Raw genomic sequence first — 16,616 nt, 5'->3', positions numbered from 1 at the left:
GACGCTAGCCCGGCAGCTTCCGCAGCCCCATGTTGTGGAAGCGCCGGGCTCCCCCCAAAAAGAATCTTTGTTCATTATTCTTCGTATCTCCAGATTTGTACCTCACCAGAATATCCCTCAAACGTACGCTTAATAATATCCTCCACAATACTCCAGTCGCCGCCCGCACTGCCGCATCCTATCTTATATGGAAACGCCACCGTCTCGTTTTTGTCTCTGGCTTCCAAAAAGCTCCGGATCTCTCCCATGGCTCTTTCCAATGCGTCATAATCGGTATAGACCTGCTTTTTTCTGCCGTAATCATCCTGTCCGTACAGATTGCCAATCAGAAACCAACGTCCGTCCTTTTCCACAGGCTGGGCAGACACCCGCCCCAGCAGCTTGGATGTATCCCCGTTTTCCTTTTCAATCCACTGCTTGGTAATTCTTTTATAGGTCTTCTCCACCTCGGGAAACAGCTTCTTTACCTGTCCTGCGATTCCATAGCCGAACGCGCCCTGGCAGTTCACCTGGTGGCACAGAATATCTGCCTTTGAATCAAATATGCTGCCATTGTAATACTGAATCATAAGTTTCCTCCTCTATCCTATGTTATCTACTGTATGTTATCTACTGTATTTCTTATCCCACATCCGCGATTTTTACTTCTGTGATTTTCCTGCGCAAAACCCACAGTCTCTTTCATGATGCAATCCGCCCGTTTATATCATATCCCGGTTCTCGGTCCGGCCCAGCAGATAGTCCACGGAACAGCCGAAATAGTCCGCCAGCTTTACCAGTGAGACCGCGTTTGGCACGCTCCTTCCGTTTTTCCAGTCGCTGATGTTTCCCATGGATACATCCAGCTCCCTGGATACCTGGCTGGTGCTGCCCTTCCGCCTGATTTCCACAAACAGATTCTTCAAGTCAATCCTGTCCTGTACCACATTCCATTCCCCCAATTCCAGTAAAAAGTTGTGTCGAATCTATCATAAATGCTGAGAAGAAAATTGTAAATAAAAATATGCACAAAGGTCCTTCAATAATTTGTAAGTATTTCTTCAAACTCCGTCCATGAATATCATGTATAATGGTTACAATTCGGGTATTGCCCGGAATACAAAGGAGGATTATTATGGATACAAACAAGAAGATATTGATAGGAGCCATTGGCGCTGCCGTTGTCATCGGCGGCGTTGCCATCGGCCTCATACTCAGCAAGACGCCGGAAAAGGCAGACCTGTCCACCATACATACGGAGGCAGCCACGGAAGCACCCAAGGAGACTCTACCCGCCACCACCCAGGCACAGGAGACAGAGGAAACCGCGGAGTCCCAGGAAGGCGCTGCTTCCAGTGTTTCCGCTTCCATCGAGACTTATACATCCGGAAAGGTATCCATCCAGTATCCCGCGGTGGACCAGCTGGACGACGCCTCAAAGAAGGACAAAATTAATGAATTGTTAAAGACCAACGCCCTGTCCGTCATAAAGGCCAATGACATTGACGAGGCAAACGACACCCTGGATATCAAGTGCAAGGTGATTTCCGTGGACCGCAAACGTCTCACCGCCACCTACACCGGCACGCTGTCCGCAAAAGGAGCCGCCCACCCGGTAAATCTGTTCTATTCCAACACAGTCAATCTGCTTCAGGCCCAGAACCTGGGACTGGATGATTTTACCGACGCCTATACCATGGCCGGATATGTGCTCAGCGATGATGTGAAGTTTTCAGGCATTTCATCCGATGTGGAAGCCCAGGTCCTGAGCTACCGCTCTTCCATGGATTTGGATTCCCTGACCGCTGTCTTTAACAGCGCGGATTTTCCTCTGTCGTCAGAGACCCAGTGGCCTGAATCCTTCAGCTATGAAAATCAGGGAACCATCTACTTCTCACTGCCCGTTCCCCATGCCCTGGGAGACTATGTGCTGGTAGCATTTGACCCCACCACCAAATAGTCCTTTTGCCAGGATTTATCTTGTGCGGATTTTAAGACAAGGTCCGGGGTTGATATCATAAGATATTTGATATATAATTATCATTAATTCTAATAGATAAAGGAGCAGCAAAACTTATGGATAACGTAATGGTATTTGACCACCCTTTGATTCAGCACAAGATTTCCATTCTGCGCAATAAAGCCACAGGAACCAATGAGTTCCGCGCCCTCATCGAGGAAATTGCCATGCTGATGGGCTATGAGGCCCTCCGTGACCTTCCTCTGGAGGATGTGGAGGTGGAGACTCCCATCGAGACATGCATGACCCCCATGATTGCCGGACGCAAACTGGCCGTGGTTCCCATTCTCAGGGCGGGGCTTGGCATGGTAAACGGCATCCTTGCCCTGGTTCCCAGCGCAAAGGTAGGTCATATCGGTTTATACAGAGACGAAGTCACACACGAACCCCATGAATATTACTGCAAGCTTCCAAACCCCATTGAGGAGCGTACCATCATTGTCACGGATCCCATGCTGGCCACTGGCGGTTCCGGCGTTTCAGCCGTTGACTTCATCAAGGAACACGGCGGGAAGAAAATCAAATTCATGGCTATCATAGCTGCTCCGGAAGGCCTTAAGCGTCTCCATGACGCCCATCCCGATGTACAGATTTACGTGGGACATCTGGACCGCTGCCTGAATGAAAACGCCTATATCTGCCCCGGACTGGGAGATGCAGGTGACCGCATCTTCGGAACAAAATAACAGGGACAATTACCAAAACGTCAAAATTATAGATAGAAACCGGAAGCCGGACACTGCATATCGCAAGTCCGGCTTCCGGTTTTTATATGTTCACTGTTGGTTCCGTCTGTCTGTTCTGTCTCTCTGTCTGTACTGACCGGCTTATTTTACTACCTTAAGCCCGCCCTTTCCCTTCTCAGGCGCCTCTGGTGCTTCCTGCTCTGTTTCCACTTTCCTGGCCTCTTTTACAACAATGTTGTCCTGGCCCTTGTAAATAGAGTCAGAGGGAACGCATCCGCGTACGCTGGACAGCGGGTACACATTGGAATTACGTCCAATGACAGTTCCCGGATTCAGTACGCTGTTGCAGCCAATCTCAGCATGATCGCCCAGGATGGCGCCGAATTTCTTGCGTCCTGTCTCCACATCCCCGTCCTCAGCATGAACCTTTACAAGACCCTTGTCAGCCTTCACATTGGAAGTCACTGCACCGGCTCCCATATGAGCCTTATAACCCAGGATGGAATCGCCTACGTAGTTGAAATGGGGCACCTGCGCCTCGTCAAAGATGATGGAGTTCTTGATTTCACAGGAATTGCCGATGACAACGTGCTGTCCAAGGATAACACTTCCCCTTAAAAAGGCGCCGTTGCGTATCTGTACCTTTGGTCCGATAATCATAGGTCCGCCCATGGCAGTGGTAGGAGCCATCTGTGCTGTCTTGTGAATCCAGATATTTTTTCCAATCTTCTTGTATTCGTTCTCCGGAAGGCTGGCGCCCAGACTTTCGATGAACTCATTGATATCACCCAGAACTTCCCATGGATACTCATGGCCCTCAAACAGCTTTTCAGCAATTGTATGGCTTGTGTCTAAAAGTTCTTTGATTTTCATCTGTTCCAGTTTCATAAATTAATTCTCCTTTTTTGTTTTATAGAATGCGGCTGCCGCGTCAAAATAACCTCTCATATTGTACTGGTTATTCATGTGTATGACATTGACTGTCCTGCCGGCAACAAAACGATTCAGCTTTTCCATATACTCATCTGAGGTTATGGAACCTTCCGCAACATAGGTGAGCCCCATTTCCCAGCTGGCTGTCAGCTCCGGATTCAGAAGCTGGCGGATGGACTGGTCCACCACGTCATAGACCATTTCCCCTAAAAGGGATGGCGTAATAACCTGGGTCTTTTTGTTCAGGTTCAGATACTTAATGTTAAACAGTTTCTTAAGTATCTCAGCCCTGGTAGCGCTGGTACCTATGCCGCTGCCCTTAATCTGAGCCCGCAGCTCCTCGTCCTCTATGAGCTGGCCTGCATTTTCCATGGCCAGAATCATGGAACCGGAGGTATAGCGCTTGGGAGGTGATGTCTCGCCTTCCTTTATGTTCAGCTCCACCAAAGTAAGTATATCATTTTTTTTCAATTCTGCAAGCATCTGGAGCAATACTGTCCTGTCAACTTTTGGAGAAATAGCGTTTTGTGCATCCTCCCGGCCGCCGTGTTTGTCCCCGTCTGCTGTTTTTTCATCCCCGGCACCGTCTTTTGCCTCATCCTTTGCCTCGTCAAAGGACTCCTCCACCCCGTTTTTCTTCGCCAGGTTCACATCCGCCACCTTGAGATATCCCGGTTCGGACAGAACCTTAAAATTGGCAAAAAAATGTTCCTTCAGGCGCTCCAGCTCCAGGCTGTATTTCTGATAAACCGCCGGAGGATAAAATATGCTTAAAAACCTTCTGCATATAACCTGATACACCTTTTCAGACAAAGGCGGCAGTCCCCTCAGGTTTCCAAGTCCCTGTCCGGTGGGTACGATGGCATAGTGGTCCGTTATCTGCTTGTCATTGACATAGCGTGTCTTGGCGATTCCCTTATAGGAGCCCATATTCAGCACCTCATCCGCAAATGCCGCCATGGGCGCGTAATTCTTAAGACCGCCTATATTCTTTTGAATCTCCTTGGAAACTGCCGCGGACAGGACCCTGGCATCGGTTCTGGGGTAGGTGACCATCTTCTTCTCATACAGCTCCTGCACTACCTTAAGCGTCTCATCCGGGCTGATTTTAAACATCTTGGAGCAGTCGTTTTGAAGCTCCGCCAGGTTGTAGAGAAGGGGCGGATTCTTGGTCTCCTTTTTCTTCTCCTTGGAGAGCACAGTTGCCGTGAGAGGCGGCTCTGCCGTCAATAAGGCTGCCAGCTCCTCCGCCTGCTGCCTGTCCTTAAAGCCGTTGTCCTTATACAGATAGGGGGTTCCGAAATAGCGGGAACCTTCCACTGCCTTCCACTCCGCCTCAAAAGGAACCGGCTGCCCGTCCTTTCCTGCCGCCTCAAAGGATCCAATGACCCTGTAAAACGGCGTCTTTACAAAACCGCGTATCTCCCGCTCCCTGCGCACAACCATTCCCATGACACAGGTCATGACCCTGCCCACGGACAGAACCGTAAACTTGGTTCCCAGATAATTTGACAGGGCAGGTCCGTATTTAAGGGTCAGCACCCTGGAAAAATTAATTCCCATGAGGTAGTCCTCCTTAGCCCTTAAATAGGCGGAGGCGGACAGATTGTCATACTCTGTCTCATCCTTGGCCTCGCGGATTCCCCTCAATATCTCTTCCTCTGTCTGGGAGTCTATCCACACCCTTTTCTGCTTCTTATCCTTTACCCCGGCCATCTGGGCCACCAGGCGGTATATATACTCGCCCTCCCGTCCCGAGTCCGTACACACGTAAATGGTATCAATATCGGGCCGGTTCAAAAGGCCCTTGACGATTTCAAACTGCTTGGATACATTGGTTATTACTTCGTACTTGAATTCCTTTGGAAGAAATGGCAGTGTCTGAAGGCTCCAGCGCTTAAACTTCATGTCGTAGGCTTCCGGATAACTCATGGTCACCAGATGTCCCACGCACCACGTCACCACTGCCTGCTCAGACTCTATATACCCGTCGCCCCGCCGTCCCCGTATCTTAAGTACTTCGGCAAACTGCTGGGCCACACTGGGCTTTTCTGCTATGTATAATGATTTTGACATCCAATCCCTCATTTACTTTCTTCATACGCGCCGCACCCCGGATTTATCCGGCAGATTTCCATGGCGGCAGGGCACATATTATAATAGTATACCATTAAATTCCCTTTGCCGCAATCAAAAAAACCATGAAGCGCCAACTCTGGCAGAACCCTCATGGTTTTCCTGCATAAACTACTATAACGACATTCCGGAGGTAACTTCCATGCCTGGAAGCTGGCAGTATCAGCCTTATCTCACCACATATGATTCATTCATATTTTACAATGCAATCGGAGAGCATCCCGATTACTTTTACCGTCCCATAGCCGTGGCAAAACAGGTGGTAAACGGGACCAACTACCGGTTCATGACCATAGCCGAACCGGAGCAGTCAGACCTGACTCCCCATTTTGCCATTGTGGAAATCTATCAGCCCCTTGAAGGCAGGGCCCATGCTGCCAAAATTACGCCTGTTTAGGCAAAAAACGATAGACGGTCCTGGCGCTGTACTCGTCCCCTGCTTTCAGCAAGGGGGACGGGAACTGGGGCTTATGGACCGCGTCCGGGTAATACTGGGTCTCAAAGCAGAACGCGTGGCGGTAATCATAGCGGGCTCCACCCTTACCCGGCATCTCATCCTGCAGGAAATTCGCTGTATAAAACTGGATTCCGGGCAGATCCGTATAACATTCCAGCACGCGGCCGCTGGCCGGGTCCATGGCCTTTGCAGCCAGGGCCAGTTCTCCTTCTTCCTTATCCAGCACCCAGTTATGGTCATATCCCTTCCCAAATACAAGAGCCTCAAAATCAGCGCCTATATCCCGTCCAATGGCCTTCATCTCTGTAAAGTCCATGGGAGTACCTGCCACAGGAGCAATCTCTCCCGTAGGGATGGAGACTTCGTCCGCCGGTGTATAGCGGGACGCGTTAAGCCACACCTCCTGCTTCATCACATCGCCGCTGTCATGTCCTGCCAGGTTAAAATAGCTGTGGTTGGTGAAATTGGCAACCGTATCCTTGTCGCAGACCATATGATAATCCAGAACAAGGCTGTCCTCGTCTGTCAGGGTATAGCTCACCGTAATCCTGGCATTGCCCGGATATCCCTGGTCCCCGTCCGGACTCTCCAGATAAAAGTCCAGCCTGCTGCCTGCCTCTGTCTCTGAGGACCTGCAGTCCCAAAGCCTGTCGTGGTACAGGTCCGGTCCGCTGTGGAGATTGTTGGGGCCGTTGTTGGCCTCCAGCTTATAATCCCTGCCGCCGATGGTGATGACGGCCCCGCCAATCCGGTTGGCATTGCGGCCAATGGGCGCGCCAAAGTGGGCGGGATTCCTGCGGTAGCTGTCCAAATCATCGTATCCCAGCACCACATCCGCCATGTTTCCGTCCTTATCAGGCACCACCATGGAGACCCACACCCCTCCCAGAGTGATAAACGAGGCGGATACCCCATTCTTATTGGTCAGTGTATACTTGTAAACCTCTGTACCGTCGGGCATTTTCCCGAATGAATTTTTCTCGATTGCCATGATTTTCTCCACTCCTTCTCCATACAGTACTAAATATATCCCCTTGCTGTCAAAAGCTCTGCGCAGAGTACGGCTCCGCCTGCCGCGCCTCTTACCGTGTTGTGGGACAAACCGATGAATTTATAATCATACACCGTGTCCTCCCTCAGACGGCCCACGGAAATTCCCATTCCTCTCTCAAAGTCCACGTCCGCCGTCACCTGGGGACGGTTATCCTCCTCAAGGTACTGTATGAACCGGGCCGGCGCGCTGGGAAGCTTAAGCTCCTGTGGAACTCCCTTAAACTCCCTGAGTTTCTGAATCAGCTGTTCCTTTGTCACCTTTTTCCTGAACTTCACAAATACGGCAGCCGTGTGGCCGTTCAGTACCGGTACCCTTACGCACTGGCAGGTGATGACAGGGCTTTCCGCCTTGACGATGACGCCGTCCTTAATGGTTCCCCAGAGACGAAGGGGTTCCTGCTCGCTCTTTTCTTCCTCGCCGCCGATATAGGGGATGATGTTGCCTTCCATCTCCGGCCAGTCCTTAAATGTCTTTCCCGCGCCGGAAATAGCCTGATATGTAGCAGCCACCACCTCGTATGGCTCAAATTCCTTCCATGCTGTCAGCACCGGGGCATAGCTCTGGATGGAACAGTTGGGCTTTACCGCAATAAATCCCCTTTCTGTCCCAAGCCTCTTCTTCTGGAAGGGGATCACGTCAAAATGCTCAGGATTGATCTCCGGCACTACCATGGGAACATCCGGTGTCCAGCGATGGGCGCTGTTGTTGGATACCACAGGAGTCTCCGTCCTGGCGTAAGCCTCCTCGATGGCCTTGATCTCATCCTTTGTCATATCTACGGCGCTGAATACAAAATCAACCCCCGCAGCAACCTTCTCCACCTCATTTACGTTCATCACAACCAGCTTTTTTACAGCTTCCGGCATGGGGGTGGCCATCTTCCAGCGGTCTCCCACTGCTTCCTCATACGTTTTGCCGGCAGAGCGCGGGCTGGCAGCCACTGTCACTACCTCGAACCACGGATGATTCTCTAAAAGTGCGATGAAACGCTGCCCTACCATGCCTGTAGCGCCTAATATTCCAACCTTCAGCTTCTTTTCCATAAATCATTCTCCTCATTATCCTGATTTTCCCGCCCTCCGGAACCGCCACGGAACTGTTAGGAACTGTCCCATCGAATCCAGGGTACGGCGAATCTTTCCCTATCCTATACCAAACAACGAAAAAAATCAAGATTTATTCGCTAGAAAAATACATTTGTACGTGTTGCAAAGACACTCCTGCTTTTTTGTATGCAATATCACCATTGCATCAGGAAACCAGGGACAATGCAACCTCCATCATCTGGGTAAAGCTGGTTTCCCTTTCCATGGCAGAGGTGGCTTCCCCGGTGACCATGGAGTCCGATATGGTCAGCACGGCCAGGGCATTGGCACCAGCCGCCGCCGCGTTGGCATAGAGGGCCGCCGCTTCCATCTCCACGGCCAGGACTCCCATATCCGCCCAGGTCATTCCTCCCTGCACCTGTTTGGGCGGGACATAGAACATATCTGAGCTGAGCACATTGCCCACATGGAAGGACAGTCCCCGCTCCCTGGCAGCGGCCACGGCCCGTTCCAGCAGGCTGTAGCTGCACACCGGCGAGTAATCGCCCGGCAGTCCCAACAGGCGCACAAAGTTGCTGGTGGTGCAGGCTCCCATGGCAAACACCATATCACGCACATGGACATCCGGCATCAGAGCCCCGGCCGTGCCCACCCGTATCAGGTTCTTACAGCCGTAAAAGTGGATCAGCTCATAGGAATAGATGCCGATGGAAGGGCATCCCATCCCGGTGCCCATGACAGATACCGGCCTGCCCTTATAGATTCCCGAGTAGCCAAGCATGTTCCTGGTCCCGTTAAACTGCTTTACGTCCTCCAGGAAATGCTCCGCGATGTACTTTGCCCTCAGGGGATCTCCCGGAAGCAGGACTGTCCCGGCGATTTCTCCCTTTTCAGCCCCGATATGGGGCGTGGGTGTGTTGGATGATGACATGGCATATACCTCCTTTTCTACAGCCTCACTTTGCTGCCTTTCCCGTCCCTCTTAGCCAGTTTCAGACGGTTTAAATGGACTTCCTTACCTTTATAATCCACAATGGGATTCTCGCCAATCAGATACAGCTTCTCCAGCTCCTCATTCTTGGACAGCCGGATGCCTCTGACGCCTCTGGACGCCTTTTTAAGCATGGATATCTCCTCCAGGGCAAACCGCAGGAACACACCTCCCGTTGTCTGGATCACCACCTCGGTCTGGCCCTCCACCGGTATCACGGCCGCCAGCTCATCCCCATCCTGGAGCTTGGTGGCTGCCACCACCCGGTTATTGGTCTCAAATTCCGCCGCAGGCACCTGCTTTACCATGGCCATCTTGGTGGCGAATACAAATATCCTGCCCTTCATGTTCTCCGCGCTGGTCAGGTAAACAATGGTATCCTTGGTGCCGTCGAATTTACTCAGATTTTCAATGGGCGCTCCCTTGTCCCTCAGCTTGCCGGCGGGCACATCCATGGCTTTAATCTGGTACAGGCTGCCGCTGGCCGCAAAGAGACAGATTTTGTCCGTATTCAGACATTTCACCACATGTACCTGCTCATTGTCCACGGTTTCCTGGTTCCGATCATAGGTGGACTTATCTAACAGCTTGCAGTATCCGAACCGGTCCATCACAAAAACCATCTCCTGGACAGCCACGGCGCTCTCATCGTACACTGCCTCAGGTCCATCCTCAATCAGGGTGCGCCTGGGGGTGGCGAATTCAGCCTTGATGGCAGCCAGATCCTCCTTGATGACGCGGTTCATCTGGGGCCTGCTTCCCAGGATTTTCTTATACTCCGCAATCTTCCTTAAGGTTTCCCTGTGCTCCTTTTCCAGGGCCAGGATTTCCAGTCCGATTAATTTATAGAGACGCATCTCCAAAATGGCGGATGCCTGGCGCTCCGTAAAGGCAAGCTTCTTCGCGTCCTCCTCAAAACCCGGCACCTTGAAATGGATGTTGGTCACATCGCCTGTGGTCAGACACGCCTTGGCATCCTTTAAGTTTTTAGATCCCCTCAGGATGGCTATGATCAGGTCAATACAGTCGCAGGCCGCAATAAGTCCTTCCTGCACTTCCTTTTTATCCATTTCCTTCTGGAGAAGGACATTGTATTTGCGCTCCGTGTTCTCATACTGGAAGTTGAGGAAATTTCTCAGGATTCCCTTCAGGTTCAGCGTCTCAGGGCGGCCGTCCGCAATGGCCAGCATATTGACACCGAATGTATCCTCCAGCTTTGTTTTCTTATAGAGGATATTTTTTATCTTGTCAATATCCGCGTCCTTGCGCAGCTCCAGCACGATACGGATCCCCTCTTTGTTGGACTGGTTGGAGATATCCACCACATCCGTCAGCTTCTTGCTCTCCACCAAATCGGCCACATCCACCAGAAACTTATTGATTCCGGCGCCAATCATGGTATAGGGAATCTCCGAGATAATCAGCTTATCCTTGTCCGCCTTGCGCTTTCCAAGCTCCACCTCGAACTTGCCCCTGAGTTTGATTTTGCCCATGCCTGTCTCGTAAACCTGCGGCAGCTCGCTCTTATTGGCAATGACTCCGCCGGTGGGAAAATCCGGCCCCGGCATCAGCTCCATCAGCTCCTGCGTGGTCACCTCCGGATTATCAATATACGCCTGGACCACGTCCACCACCTCGCCCAGGTTGTGGGGCGGAATGCTTGTGCTCATGCCCACGGCAATGCCCTCCGCCCCGTTAATCAGAAGGTTGGGGACTCTGACGGGAAGCACCTCCGGTTCCTTTTCCGTCTCGTCGTAGTTGGGAACGAAATTCACGGTTTTATCCAGATCCTTTAGGTAGACCTCCTCCGCAAACTTCTCCAGACGCGCCTCCGTGTAACGCATGGCGGCTGCCCCGTCCCCTTCTATGGAGCCGAAGTTGCCGTGCCCGTCCACCAGGGCCATTCCCTTTTTGAAATTCTGGCTCATGACAACCAGTGTCTCGTAAATGGAGCTGTCGCCGTGGGGATGATACTTACCCATGGTATCTCCCACGATACGCGCCGATTTCCTGTGGGGCTTATCGTGGTCCAGATGAAGCTCCCTCATATCATAGAGGACCCGGCGCTGTACCGGTTTTAAGCCGTCCCTTGCATCGGGGATAGCCCTTGCAGTGATGACGCTCATGGAATAGTTCATGTAGCTTCTCTGCATTTCCTCACTGTATTCAGTCCGTAATATCTTTTCAGCCATGTTCTAATTGTCTCCTGTCTATGCGTCAATCTCTGCCTCGTCCGCGTGCTCATAAATGAACTGGCGGCGCGGTCCCACCTCTGTGCCCATGAGCATCTCGGTTATCTCCGTAGCCATTCTGGCGTCCTCTATCTCCACCCGCTTGAGAACCCGGCGCTCCGGGTCCAGAGTGGTCTCCCACAGCTGTTGTGCGTCCATCTCACCCAGACCTTTGTAGCGCTGCAGCGTAAAGTCGCCGGTATGTGTTTTCCTGTAACGCTCCAGCTCCTTTTCATCGTAAAGATACTGTTCCTCCCCCCGCTTAGGGATCACCTTAAACAGGGGCGGCATGGCAATATACACATGACCGTCATAAATCAGTTCCGGCATAAAACGGTAAAGGAAGGTGAGAAGCAGGGTGTCGATGTGGCTGCCGTCCACATCGGCATCAGTCATCAGGATGATTTTGTCATAGCGCAGCTTTGTGATGTCAAAGTCATTGCCGTATCCTTCTGAAAAACCGCAGCCAAAGCTATTGATCATGGTCTTGATTTCCGCATTGGCCAGGACCTTATCCATGGACGCCTTCTCAACGTTGAGGATTTTTCCCCTGATGGGCAGGATAGCCTGGTACTGGCGGTTCCTGGCAGTCTTGGCAGAGCCGCCGGCGGAATCTCCCTCTACAATGAATATCTCACACCTGGAGGCATCCCGGCTCTCGCAGTTTGCCAGCTTACCGTTGCTGTCAAAGGAAAATTTGGATTTGGTCAGCATGTTGGTCTTGGCCTTTTCCTCGGCCCGGCGAATCTTGGCCGATTTTTCCGCACAGCCAATGACTCCCTTTAACACCTCCACGTTGCGGTCAAAGTAAAGCTGCAGCTCGTCCCCGGTCACCGTAAACACGGCCTTGGTGGCGTCGGCGCTGGCCAGCTTTGTCTTGGTCTGCCCCTCGAAGATAGGGTCGGGATGCTTTACCGCGATGACGGCCGTCATGCCGTTCCTGGTATCGGCTCCCGTAAAGTTGGTATCCTTATCCTTTAAAATTCCAATCTCCCTGGCATAGCTGTTAATCAGCGCCGTGAATTTGGTCTTGAAGCCAGCCAGGTGGGTGCCGCCCTCCTGGGTAAAGATGTTGTTGCAGAAGCCCAGTATATTCTCCTCAAATGTGTCCACGAACTGGATGGCGGCCTCCACCTCCACCTTGTCCACGGTCCCCTTGAAATAAATGGGGTCGTGTACCGGCGTCTTGCCGGAATTCAGCTCCCGCACATAGGCAACAATGCCCTCCGGCTCATGGAAGGCCACCTTCTCCCCCTCTCCGGGCCGCTTGTTCTCATAGTAAAGGGTCAGGTTTGGGTTTAAGTATGCGGTCTCGTGCAGACGGCTCTTGAGCCAGTCCGCCTTGAAACGTGTTTTCTCAAATATATCGCCGTCAGGCAGGAAATTGATACAGGTACCGGTCTCCCGCGTCTTTCCAATCACAGGGAGAAGTCCGTTCTCCAGCTTGATGACAGGACGTCCTTTTTCATATTCATCGTGATAGATGAAGCCGTCCCTGTAAACCTTAAGGTCCATATGGGCTGACAGGGCATTAACTACGGAGGAACCCACACCGTGAAGTCCTCCGCTGGTCTTATAAGCGTCGTTATCGAATTTACCGCCCGCATGAAGGGTGGACAGTACGATTCTGGCGGCTGATATGCCCTTTTTGTGAAGTCCGACCGGGATTCCGCGGCCGTTATCACGGACCGTACAGGAGCCGTCTGCTTCCAAAGTCACCCACACACTGCTGCAGAATCCGGCCAGGTGCTCATCCACCGCATTATCAATGATTTCATAAATCAGATGGTTTAACCCCTTGGTTCCCACACCTCCTATATACATACCAGGACGCTTACGGACCGCCTCCAGTCCTTCCAGCACCGTAATACTGTCCGCATTATATTGTTCCTTTGCCATTCTATTCCTCCATATTGCTATGTACAGATGCGTACATATGTTTCATCTTATTGTATTAAACCATATTTAGATTGTTTTGGCAAGTTCCGGCCATGAGAAATTCCCGTATCCGGCCGGATCCCCTCCTGACTTCCGGATAACGGCCGGATCAAATTCATAGAAATTATTATAAATTTTTACAAAAATAAGAAAATAGACTTGAATTTTCCAAAATACATGATATAATATCAGTGTTGTGCAGATGTAGTTCATCGGTAGAACACCAGCTTCCCAAGCTGGGGAGGCGGGTTCGATTCCCGTCATCTGCTTTTAAAGCCTTGCGTGTGCAGGGCTTTTTTGTTGTTCCGAAATCTTTTATCTTTCCGGAACAATAACAGGCCGCCCGATTCGCCGTGACCGGGCAGCCTGTTATTGTGTATAACATTTATTCACACTTCGTTCTTCTATGCTCATCCCCCAAGGAATCCGAATGTCTACAGCACCTTATCCAGAAAGCTCCTGGTCCTTTCCTCCCTGGGATTTCCAAACACTTCATCGGGAGTCCCTTCCTCCACGATGTATCCGTCATCCATAAACACCACCCGGTCCGCCACTTCCCTGGCAAATCCCATCTCATGGGTGACCACCACCATGGTCATGCCGTCGGCTGCCAGCTGCTTCATGACCTCCAGCACCTCGCCCACCATCTCAGGATCCAGGGCCGATGTGGGCTCGTCAAACAGCATGATGTCGGGATTCATGGCAAGGGAGCGCGCGATGGCCACCCTCTGCTTCTGTCCGCCGGAGAGCTGTCCCGGATATGCCTCCGCCTTGTCCGCCAGCCCCACGCGGGCCAGCAGCTCAAGAGCCTTTCTGCCGGCTTCCTCTTTTCCCATGAGCTTTAATTCCGTGGGAGCTAAGGTAATGTTCTCCTTCACCGTAAGATGGGGGAACAGGTTGAAATGCTGGAACACCATTCCGATGTTTTCACGCACTTTGTTGATGTTGGTGTTAGGGTCTGATATGGGATGGCCGTCCACCACCACATGGCCGGATGTGATCTTCTCCAGACGGTTCAGGCACCGCAGAAACGTACTCTTACCGGAACCGGAGGGGCCTATCATGCATACCACTTCCCCTTCTCTTATCTCAATGCTGATGTCCTTAAGGACTTCCAGCTTTCCGAAATTCTTTTTCAGGTTATGGACTGAAATCTTATTTTCCATAGGACACTCTCCTCTCCACATACTTGGCAATCCTGGACAGAATCGTGCAGACTACCAGATAAAAAAGGGCCACGCAGATCCAGATGGGCATAACCATGGAAGCGGAATTGGCCGCGATAATCTTACCGTTCTGAGTCAGCTCCCTGGGTCCGATGACAGATACAAGGGACGTGTCCTTCAGGGAGATGATGAACTGATTGATGATGGAGGGCAGCATGGTCCTGAATGCCTGGGGCAGAATCACCTTGCGCATGGCCTTGCCGTAGGATAGCCCCAGACTTCTGGCCGCCTCCATCTGGCCCTTGTCAACAGCCTCGATGCCTCCGCGGATGATTTCCGCCATATAGGCCCCTGCGTTAAGGCTCAGGGCCACGCAGCCCGCCGTAAACGCGCCGCCTATATTGCTCCACTGGAAACCATAAGGCTTCAAAACGCTTCCCACGCCGTACATCATAATCATGACCTGTACTAACAGGGGCGTTCCGCGGATGATGTCAATATAGACATCGGCAATGAGTTTTAATATCTTGAAATCCGAGACCTTGAACAGGCCGAAAATAACACCCAGAACCGTCGCGCAGAGCAGAGATATCACGGTCATCTGCAGGGTGATTCCCAGGGCCTTAAAAAATGATGGGTAATACTGTGTTATGATGTTTACAATCTGCATACTATCATCCTTTTCTGATTAATTCGTTGACGTGCCTCATCCCATGGATATCCTTCCATGCCCATGGAACGTTATAGCCAAATTTAAAGCACTTAAGCAAAACCCGGCATGGCCTTCGTGTAATTGCTTTAAATTCATCCATAACCCGGCGGCCTTGAGGCGCCGGCCCTGCATTTGGCAGGAACCGGCGTCTGACAGCACTGCCTGACGATTCTCTCCGGCAGTCCTTATTTTGCAATGTAAGTATTCAATATCTCATCGTATCTGCCGCTTGCCTTGATGTTCTCCAGACCCTTGTTGAACATCTCCACAAGCTCCGGATTGGCGCCCTTTAAGGTTGCGAAACCATAGGAGGAACCCTTCTCCATCGGTGTGGGAAGGGTGAGGCCCAGTCCCCTGGAGATCTCATAGCCGATAACAGGATAATCCTCAAAGCAGGCAACCGCTTCGCCTGCCAGTACAGCCTGATACATATCAGATGAGCTCTCGTACTGTGCTACCTCAAAACCATACTGCTCCGCAATGGACTCCGCAAAGGTGCAGCCCTCTGTACCAATCTTGGCAGCCACCTTCTGATCCTTTAACTGGTCATAGGAGGTGATATCGGAATCAGCCAGGACAGCCATGCCTACGCCGGAATCATAATAGGGCTCTGAGAAGTCATATTTCTGCACTCTCTCATCCGTAATGGACATGCCTGCAATCACGCCGTCGCACTCACCGGCCTCCAGGGCGGTCACTGCCGCGGAGAATCCCACCGGAACAACCTCATATTCAAATCCCTGGTCCTGAGCAATTGCCTGTAGGATATCCAGGTCAATACCTACCATCTCTCCCTTTTCATTTTCAAACTCAAAGGGGGCAAAGGTAGTGTCTGTGTTGATGATGTACTTTTTGCCGGAGGCAGCCCCGCTGGTTTCCCCTTCCGCCGCGGTGTCAGCCGCCGTGGTATCTGATTCAGCAGCCGTCTCTGCCGCCGCTGTGCCGGCTGCTGTGGTTTCTGCGGGCTTGTTGGAGCCGCATCCCGCCACCGTAAATGCCATGATGGCAGCCATGGATAACGCCATAAATTTCTTCATAATTACTTCCTCCTCTACTGATCTAAATAAAATAAGGGTGACTTTAATACATCCTGTCTCCCTTGACCTGTGATGCGCCTGCATCATCCTGTCTACTATATCACAAAGATATGTCAAAGTCAACTTGTTGTAATAGTTACAATCTAAAAATTGTATCATTTTCACAAAAGCAGGGCCGCACTGTCCCCATGCACAATGCGGCCCCGGATATACCCGGCCTGCCTTATCTT

Annotated in this window: 15 protein-coding genes and 1 tRNA gene; 4 read left to right on the top strand and 12 right to left on the bottom strand. The window is 51.5% G+C overall.

Translation table 11 applies throughout. The annotated features are described in order from the left end of the window. Window positions 1–74: 74 nt before the first annotated feature. Together LA360_RS02865 and LA360_RS02860 are read right to left on the bottom strand one after the other, a co-directional pair. Window positions 75–569 carry a macro domain-containing protein gene (locus LA360_RS02865; protein WP_022201943.1) on the bottom strand — a complete coding sequence of 165 codons (495 nt, stop codon included), beginning with the start codon at window positions 567–569 and terminating at the stop codon, window positions 75–77. A gap of 132 nt (window positions 570–701) precedes the next feature. Beyond that, window positions 702–926 carry a helix-turn-helix domain-containing protein gene (locus LA360_RS02860; protein WP_002583306.1) on the bottom strand — a complete coding sequence of 75 codons (225 nt, stop codon included), beginning with the start codon at window positions 924–926 and terminating at the stop codon, window positions 702–704. A gap of 188 nt (window positions 927–1,114) precedes the next feature. Here LA360_RS02860 and LA360_RS02855 point away from each other — a divergent pair, with 188 nt between their 5' ends. Then, window positions 1,115–1,939 carry a hypothetical protein gene (locus tag LA360_RS02855; protein ID WP_022201942.1) on the top strand — a complete coding sequence of 275 codons (825 nt, stop codon included), beginning with the start codon at window positions 1,115–1,117 and terminating at the stop codon, window positions 1,937–1,939. Window positions 1,940–2,055: 116 nt separating this feature from the next. After that, the gene (gene upp / locus LA360_RS02850) at window positions 2,056–2,685 is read left to right on the top strand and encodes a uracil phosphoribosyltransferase (protein WP_002583308.1); all 630 of its coding nucleotides are present in this window, start codon (window positions 2,056–2,058) and stop codon (window positions 2,683–2,685) included. Window positions 2,686–2,826: 141 nt separating this feature from the next. Here upp and LA360_RS02845 read toward each other — a convergent pair whose 3' ends face one another. Beyond that, window positions 2,827–3,573 carry an acyltransferase gene (locus LA360_RS02845; RefSeq protein WP_022201941.1) on the bottom strand — a complete coding sequence of 249 codons (747 nt, stop codon included), beginning with the start codon at window positions 3,571–3,573 and terminating at the stop codon, window positions 2,827–2,829. 3 nt (window positions 3,574–3,576) lie between these two features. After that, complete coding sequence (locus LA360_RS02840) at window positions 3,577–5,694, bottom strand: DNA topoisomerase (protein WP_089774512.1); 2,118 nt, start codon at window positions 5,692–5,694, stop codon at window positions 3,577–3,579. Between the two features lie 202 nt (window positions 5,695–5,896). Between LA360_RS02840 and LA360_RS02835 the strand changes: the two genes are divergently transcribed. Then, entirely contained in the window at window positions 5,897–6,151 is a 255-nt protein-coding gene (locus LA360_RS02835) for a hypothetical protein (protein WP_002583311.1), read from the top strand. On the opposite strand, the gene LA360_RS02830 is transcribed toward LA360_RS02835, so the two are convergent. The 5 genes from LA360_RS02830 to LA360_RS02810 form a co-directional block, all read right to left on the bottom strand. Beyond that, on the bottom strand, window positions 6,138–7,202 hold the full coding sequence (locus tag LA360_RS02830; RefSeq protein WP_022201939.1) for an aldose epimerase family protein: 1,065 nt from the start codon (window positions 7,200–7,202) through the stop codon (window positions 6,138–6,140). The genes LA360_RS02835 and LA360_RS02830 overlap by 14 nt on opposite strands. A gap of 29 nt (window positions 7,203–7,231) precedes the next feature. Then, on the bottom strand, window positions 7,232–8,308 hold the full coding sequence (gene asd, locus LA360_RS02825) for an aspartate-semialdehyde dehydrogenase (RefSeq protein WP_022201938.1): 1,077 nt from the start codon (window positions 8,306–8,308) through the stop codon (window positions 7,232–7,234). Between the two features lie 208 nt (window positions 8,309–8,516). Then, window positions 8,517–9,242 carry a purine-nucleoside phosphorylase gene (deoD, locus tag LA360_RS02820; protein WP_022201937.1) on the bottom strand — a complete coding sequence of 242 codons (726 nt, stop codon included), beginning with the start codon at window positions 9,240–9,242 and terminating at the stop codon, window positions 8,517–8,519. A 17-nt stretch (window positions 9,243–9,259) separates the two neighbouring features. Next, window positions 9,260–11,494 (bottom strand): DNA gyrase/topoisomerase IV subunit A, encoded by a 2,235-nt coding sequence (locus tag LA360_RS02815; protein WP_112483246.1) that lies wholly within the window; start codon window positions 11,492–11,494, stop codon window positions 9,260–9,262. Between the two features lie 18 nt (window positions 11,495–11,512). Continuing rightward, the gene (locus tag LA360_RS02810; RefSeq protein WP_112483244.1) at window positions 11,513–13,432 is read right to left on the bottom strand and encodes a DNA gyrase/topoisomerase IV subunit B; all 1,920 of its coding nucleotides are present in this window, start codon (window positions 13,430–13,432) and stop codon (window positions 11,513–11,515) included. 237 nt (window positions 13,433–13,669) lie between these two features. On the opposite strand from LA360_RS02810, the gene LA360_RS02805 reads away from it, so the two are divergent. Further along, window positions 13,670–13,740, top strand: a tRNA-Gly gene (locus LA360_RS02805). A gap of 165 nt (window positions 13,741–13,905) precedes the next feature. Here the strand turns inward: LA360_RS02805 and LA360_RS02800 are convergent. The 3 genes from LA360_RS02800 to LA360_RS02790 form a co-directional block, all read right to left on the bottom strand. Next, window positions 13,906–14,637, bottom strand: a complete 732-nt coding sequence (locus tag LA360_RS02800; protein ID WP_002564365.1) for an amino acid ABC transporter ATP-binding protein — start codon at window positions 14,635–14,637, stop codon at window positions 13,906–13,908. Further along, on the bottom strand, window positions 14,627–15,307 hold the full coding sequence (locus tag LA360_RS02795; RefSeq protein ID WP_002583318.1) for an amino acid ABC transporter permease: 681 nt from the start codon (window positions 15,305–15,307) through the stop codon (window positions 14,627–14,629). The genes LA360_RS02800 and LA360_RS02795 overlap by 11 nt, the downstream gene beginning before the upstream one ends. A 227-nt stretch (window positions 15,308–15,534) precedes the next feature. Further along, window positions 15,535–16,386 (bottom strand): transporter substrate-binding domain-containing protein, encoded by an 852-nt coding sequence (locus LA360_RS02790; RefSeq protein WP_089774514.1) that lies wholly within the window; start codon window positions 16,384–16,386, stop codon window positions 15,535–15,537. Between the last annotated feature and the right edge of the window lie 230 nt (window positions 16,387–16,616).

It is taken from the genome of Enterocloster clostridioformis (assembly GCF_020297485.1).
GTDB classification, from domain to species: Bacteria; Bacillota; Clostridia; order Lachnospirales; family Lachnospiraceae; genus Enterocloster; species Enterocloster clostridioformis.
The sequence above is the reverse complement of the archived record's forward strand: the minus strand, read 5'-3'. Positions and strand labels throughout refer to the sequence as shown.

Bases quoted from the DNA above. Each gene is read 5' to 3' on its own strand.
- LA360_RS02845 (WP_022201941.1), bottom strand. From the start codon at position 3,573: ATGAAACTGGAACAGATGAAAATCAAAGAACTTTTAGACACAAGCCAT.
- LA360_RS02840 (WP_089774512.1), bottom strand. From the start codon at position 5,694: ATGTCAAAATCATTATACATAGCAGAAAAGCCCAGTGTGGCCCAGCAG.
- LA360_RS02795 (WP_002583318.1), bottom strand. From the start codon at position 15,307: ATGCAGATTGTAAACATCATAACACAGTATTACCCATCATTTTTTAAG.
- LA360_RS02810 (WP_112483244.1), bottom strand. From the start codon at position 13,432: ATGGCAAAGGAACAATATAATGCGGACAGTATTACGGTGCTGGAAGGA.
- LA360_RS02835 (WP_002583311.1), top strand. From the start codon at position 5,897: ATGCCTGGAAGCTGGCAGTATCAGCCTTATCTCACCACATATGATTCA.
- LA360_RS02865 (WP_022201943.1), bottom strand. From the start codon at position 569: ATGATTCAGTATTACAATGGCAGCATATTTGATTCAAAGGCAGATATT.
- upp (WP_002583308.1), top strand. From the start codon at position 2,056: ATGGATAACGTAATGGTATTTGACCACCCTTTGATTCAGCACAAGATT.
- asd (WP_022201938.1), bottom strand. From the start codon at position 8,308: ATGGAAAAGAAGCTGAAGGTTGGAATATTAGGCGCTACAGGCATGGTA.
- LA360_RS02830 (WP_022201939.1), bottom strand. From the start codon at position 7,202: ATGGCAATCGAGAAAAATTCATTCGGGAAAATGCCCGACGGTACAGAG.
- LA360_RS02800 (WP_002564365.1), bottom strand. From the start codon at position 14,637: ATGGAAAATAAGATTTCAGTCCATAACCTGAAAAAGAATTTCGGAAAG.
- LA360_RS02790 (WP_089774514.1), bottom strand. From the start codon at position 16,386: ATGAAGAAATTTATGGCGTTATCCATGGCTGCCATCATGGCATTTACG.
- LA360_RS02815 (WP_112483246.1), bottom strand. From the start codon at position 11,494: ATGGCTGAAAAGATATTACGGACTGAATACAGTGAGGAAATGCAGAGA.
- LA360_RS02855 (WP_022201942.1), top strand. From the start codon at position 1,115: ATGGATACAAACAAGAAGATATTGATAGGAGCCATTGGCGCTGCCGTT.
- deoD (WP_022201937.1), bottom strand. From the start codon at position 9,242: ATGTCATCATCCAACACACCCACGCCCCATATCGGGGCTGAAAAGGGA.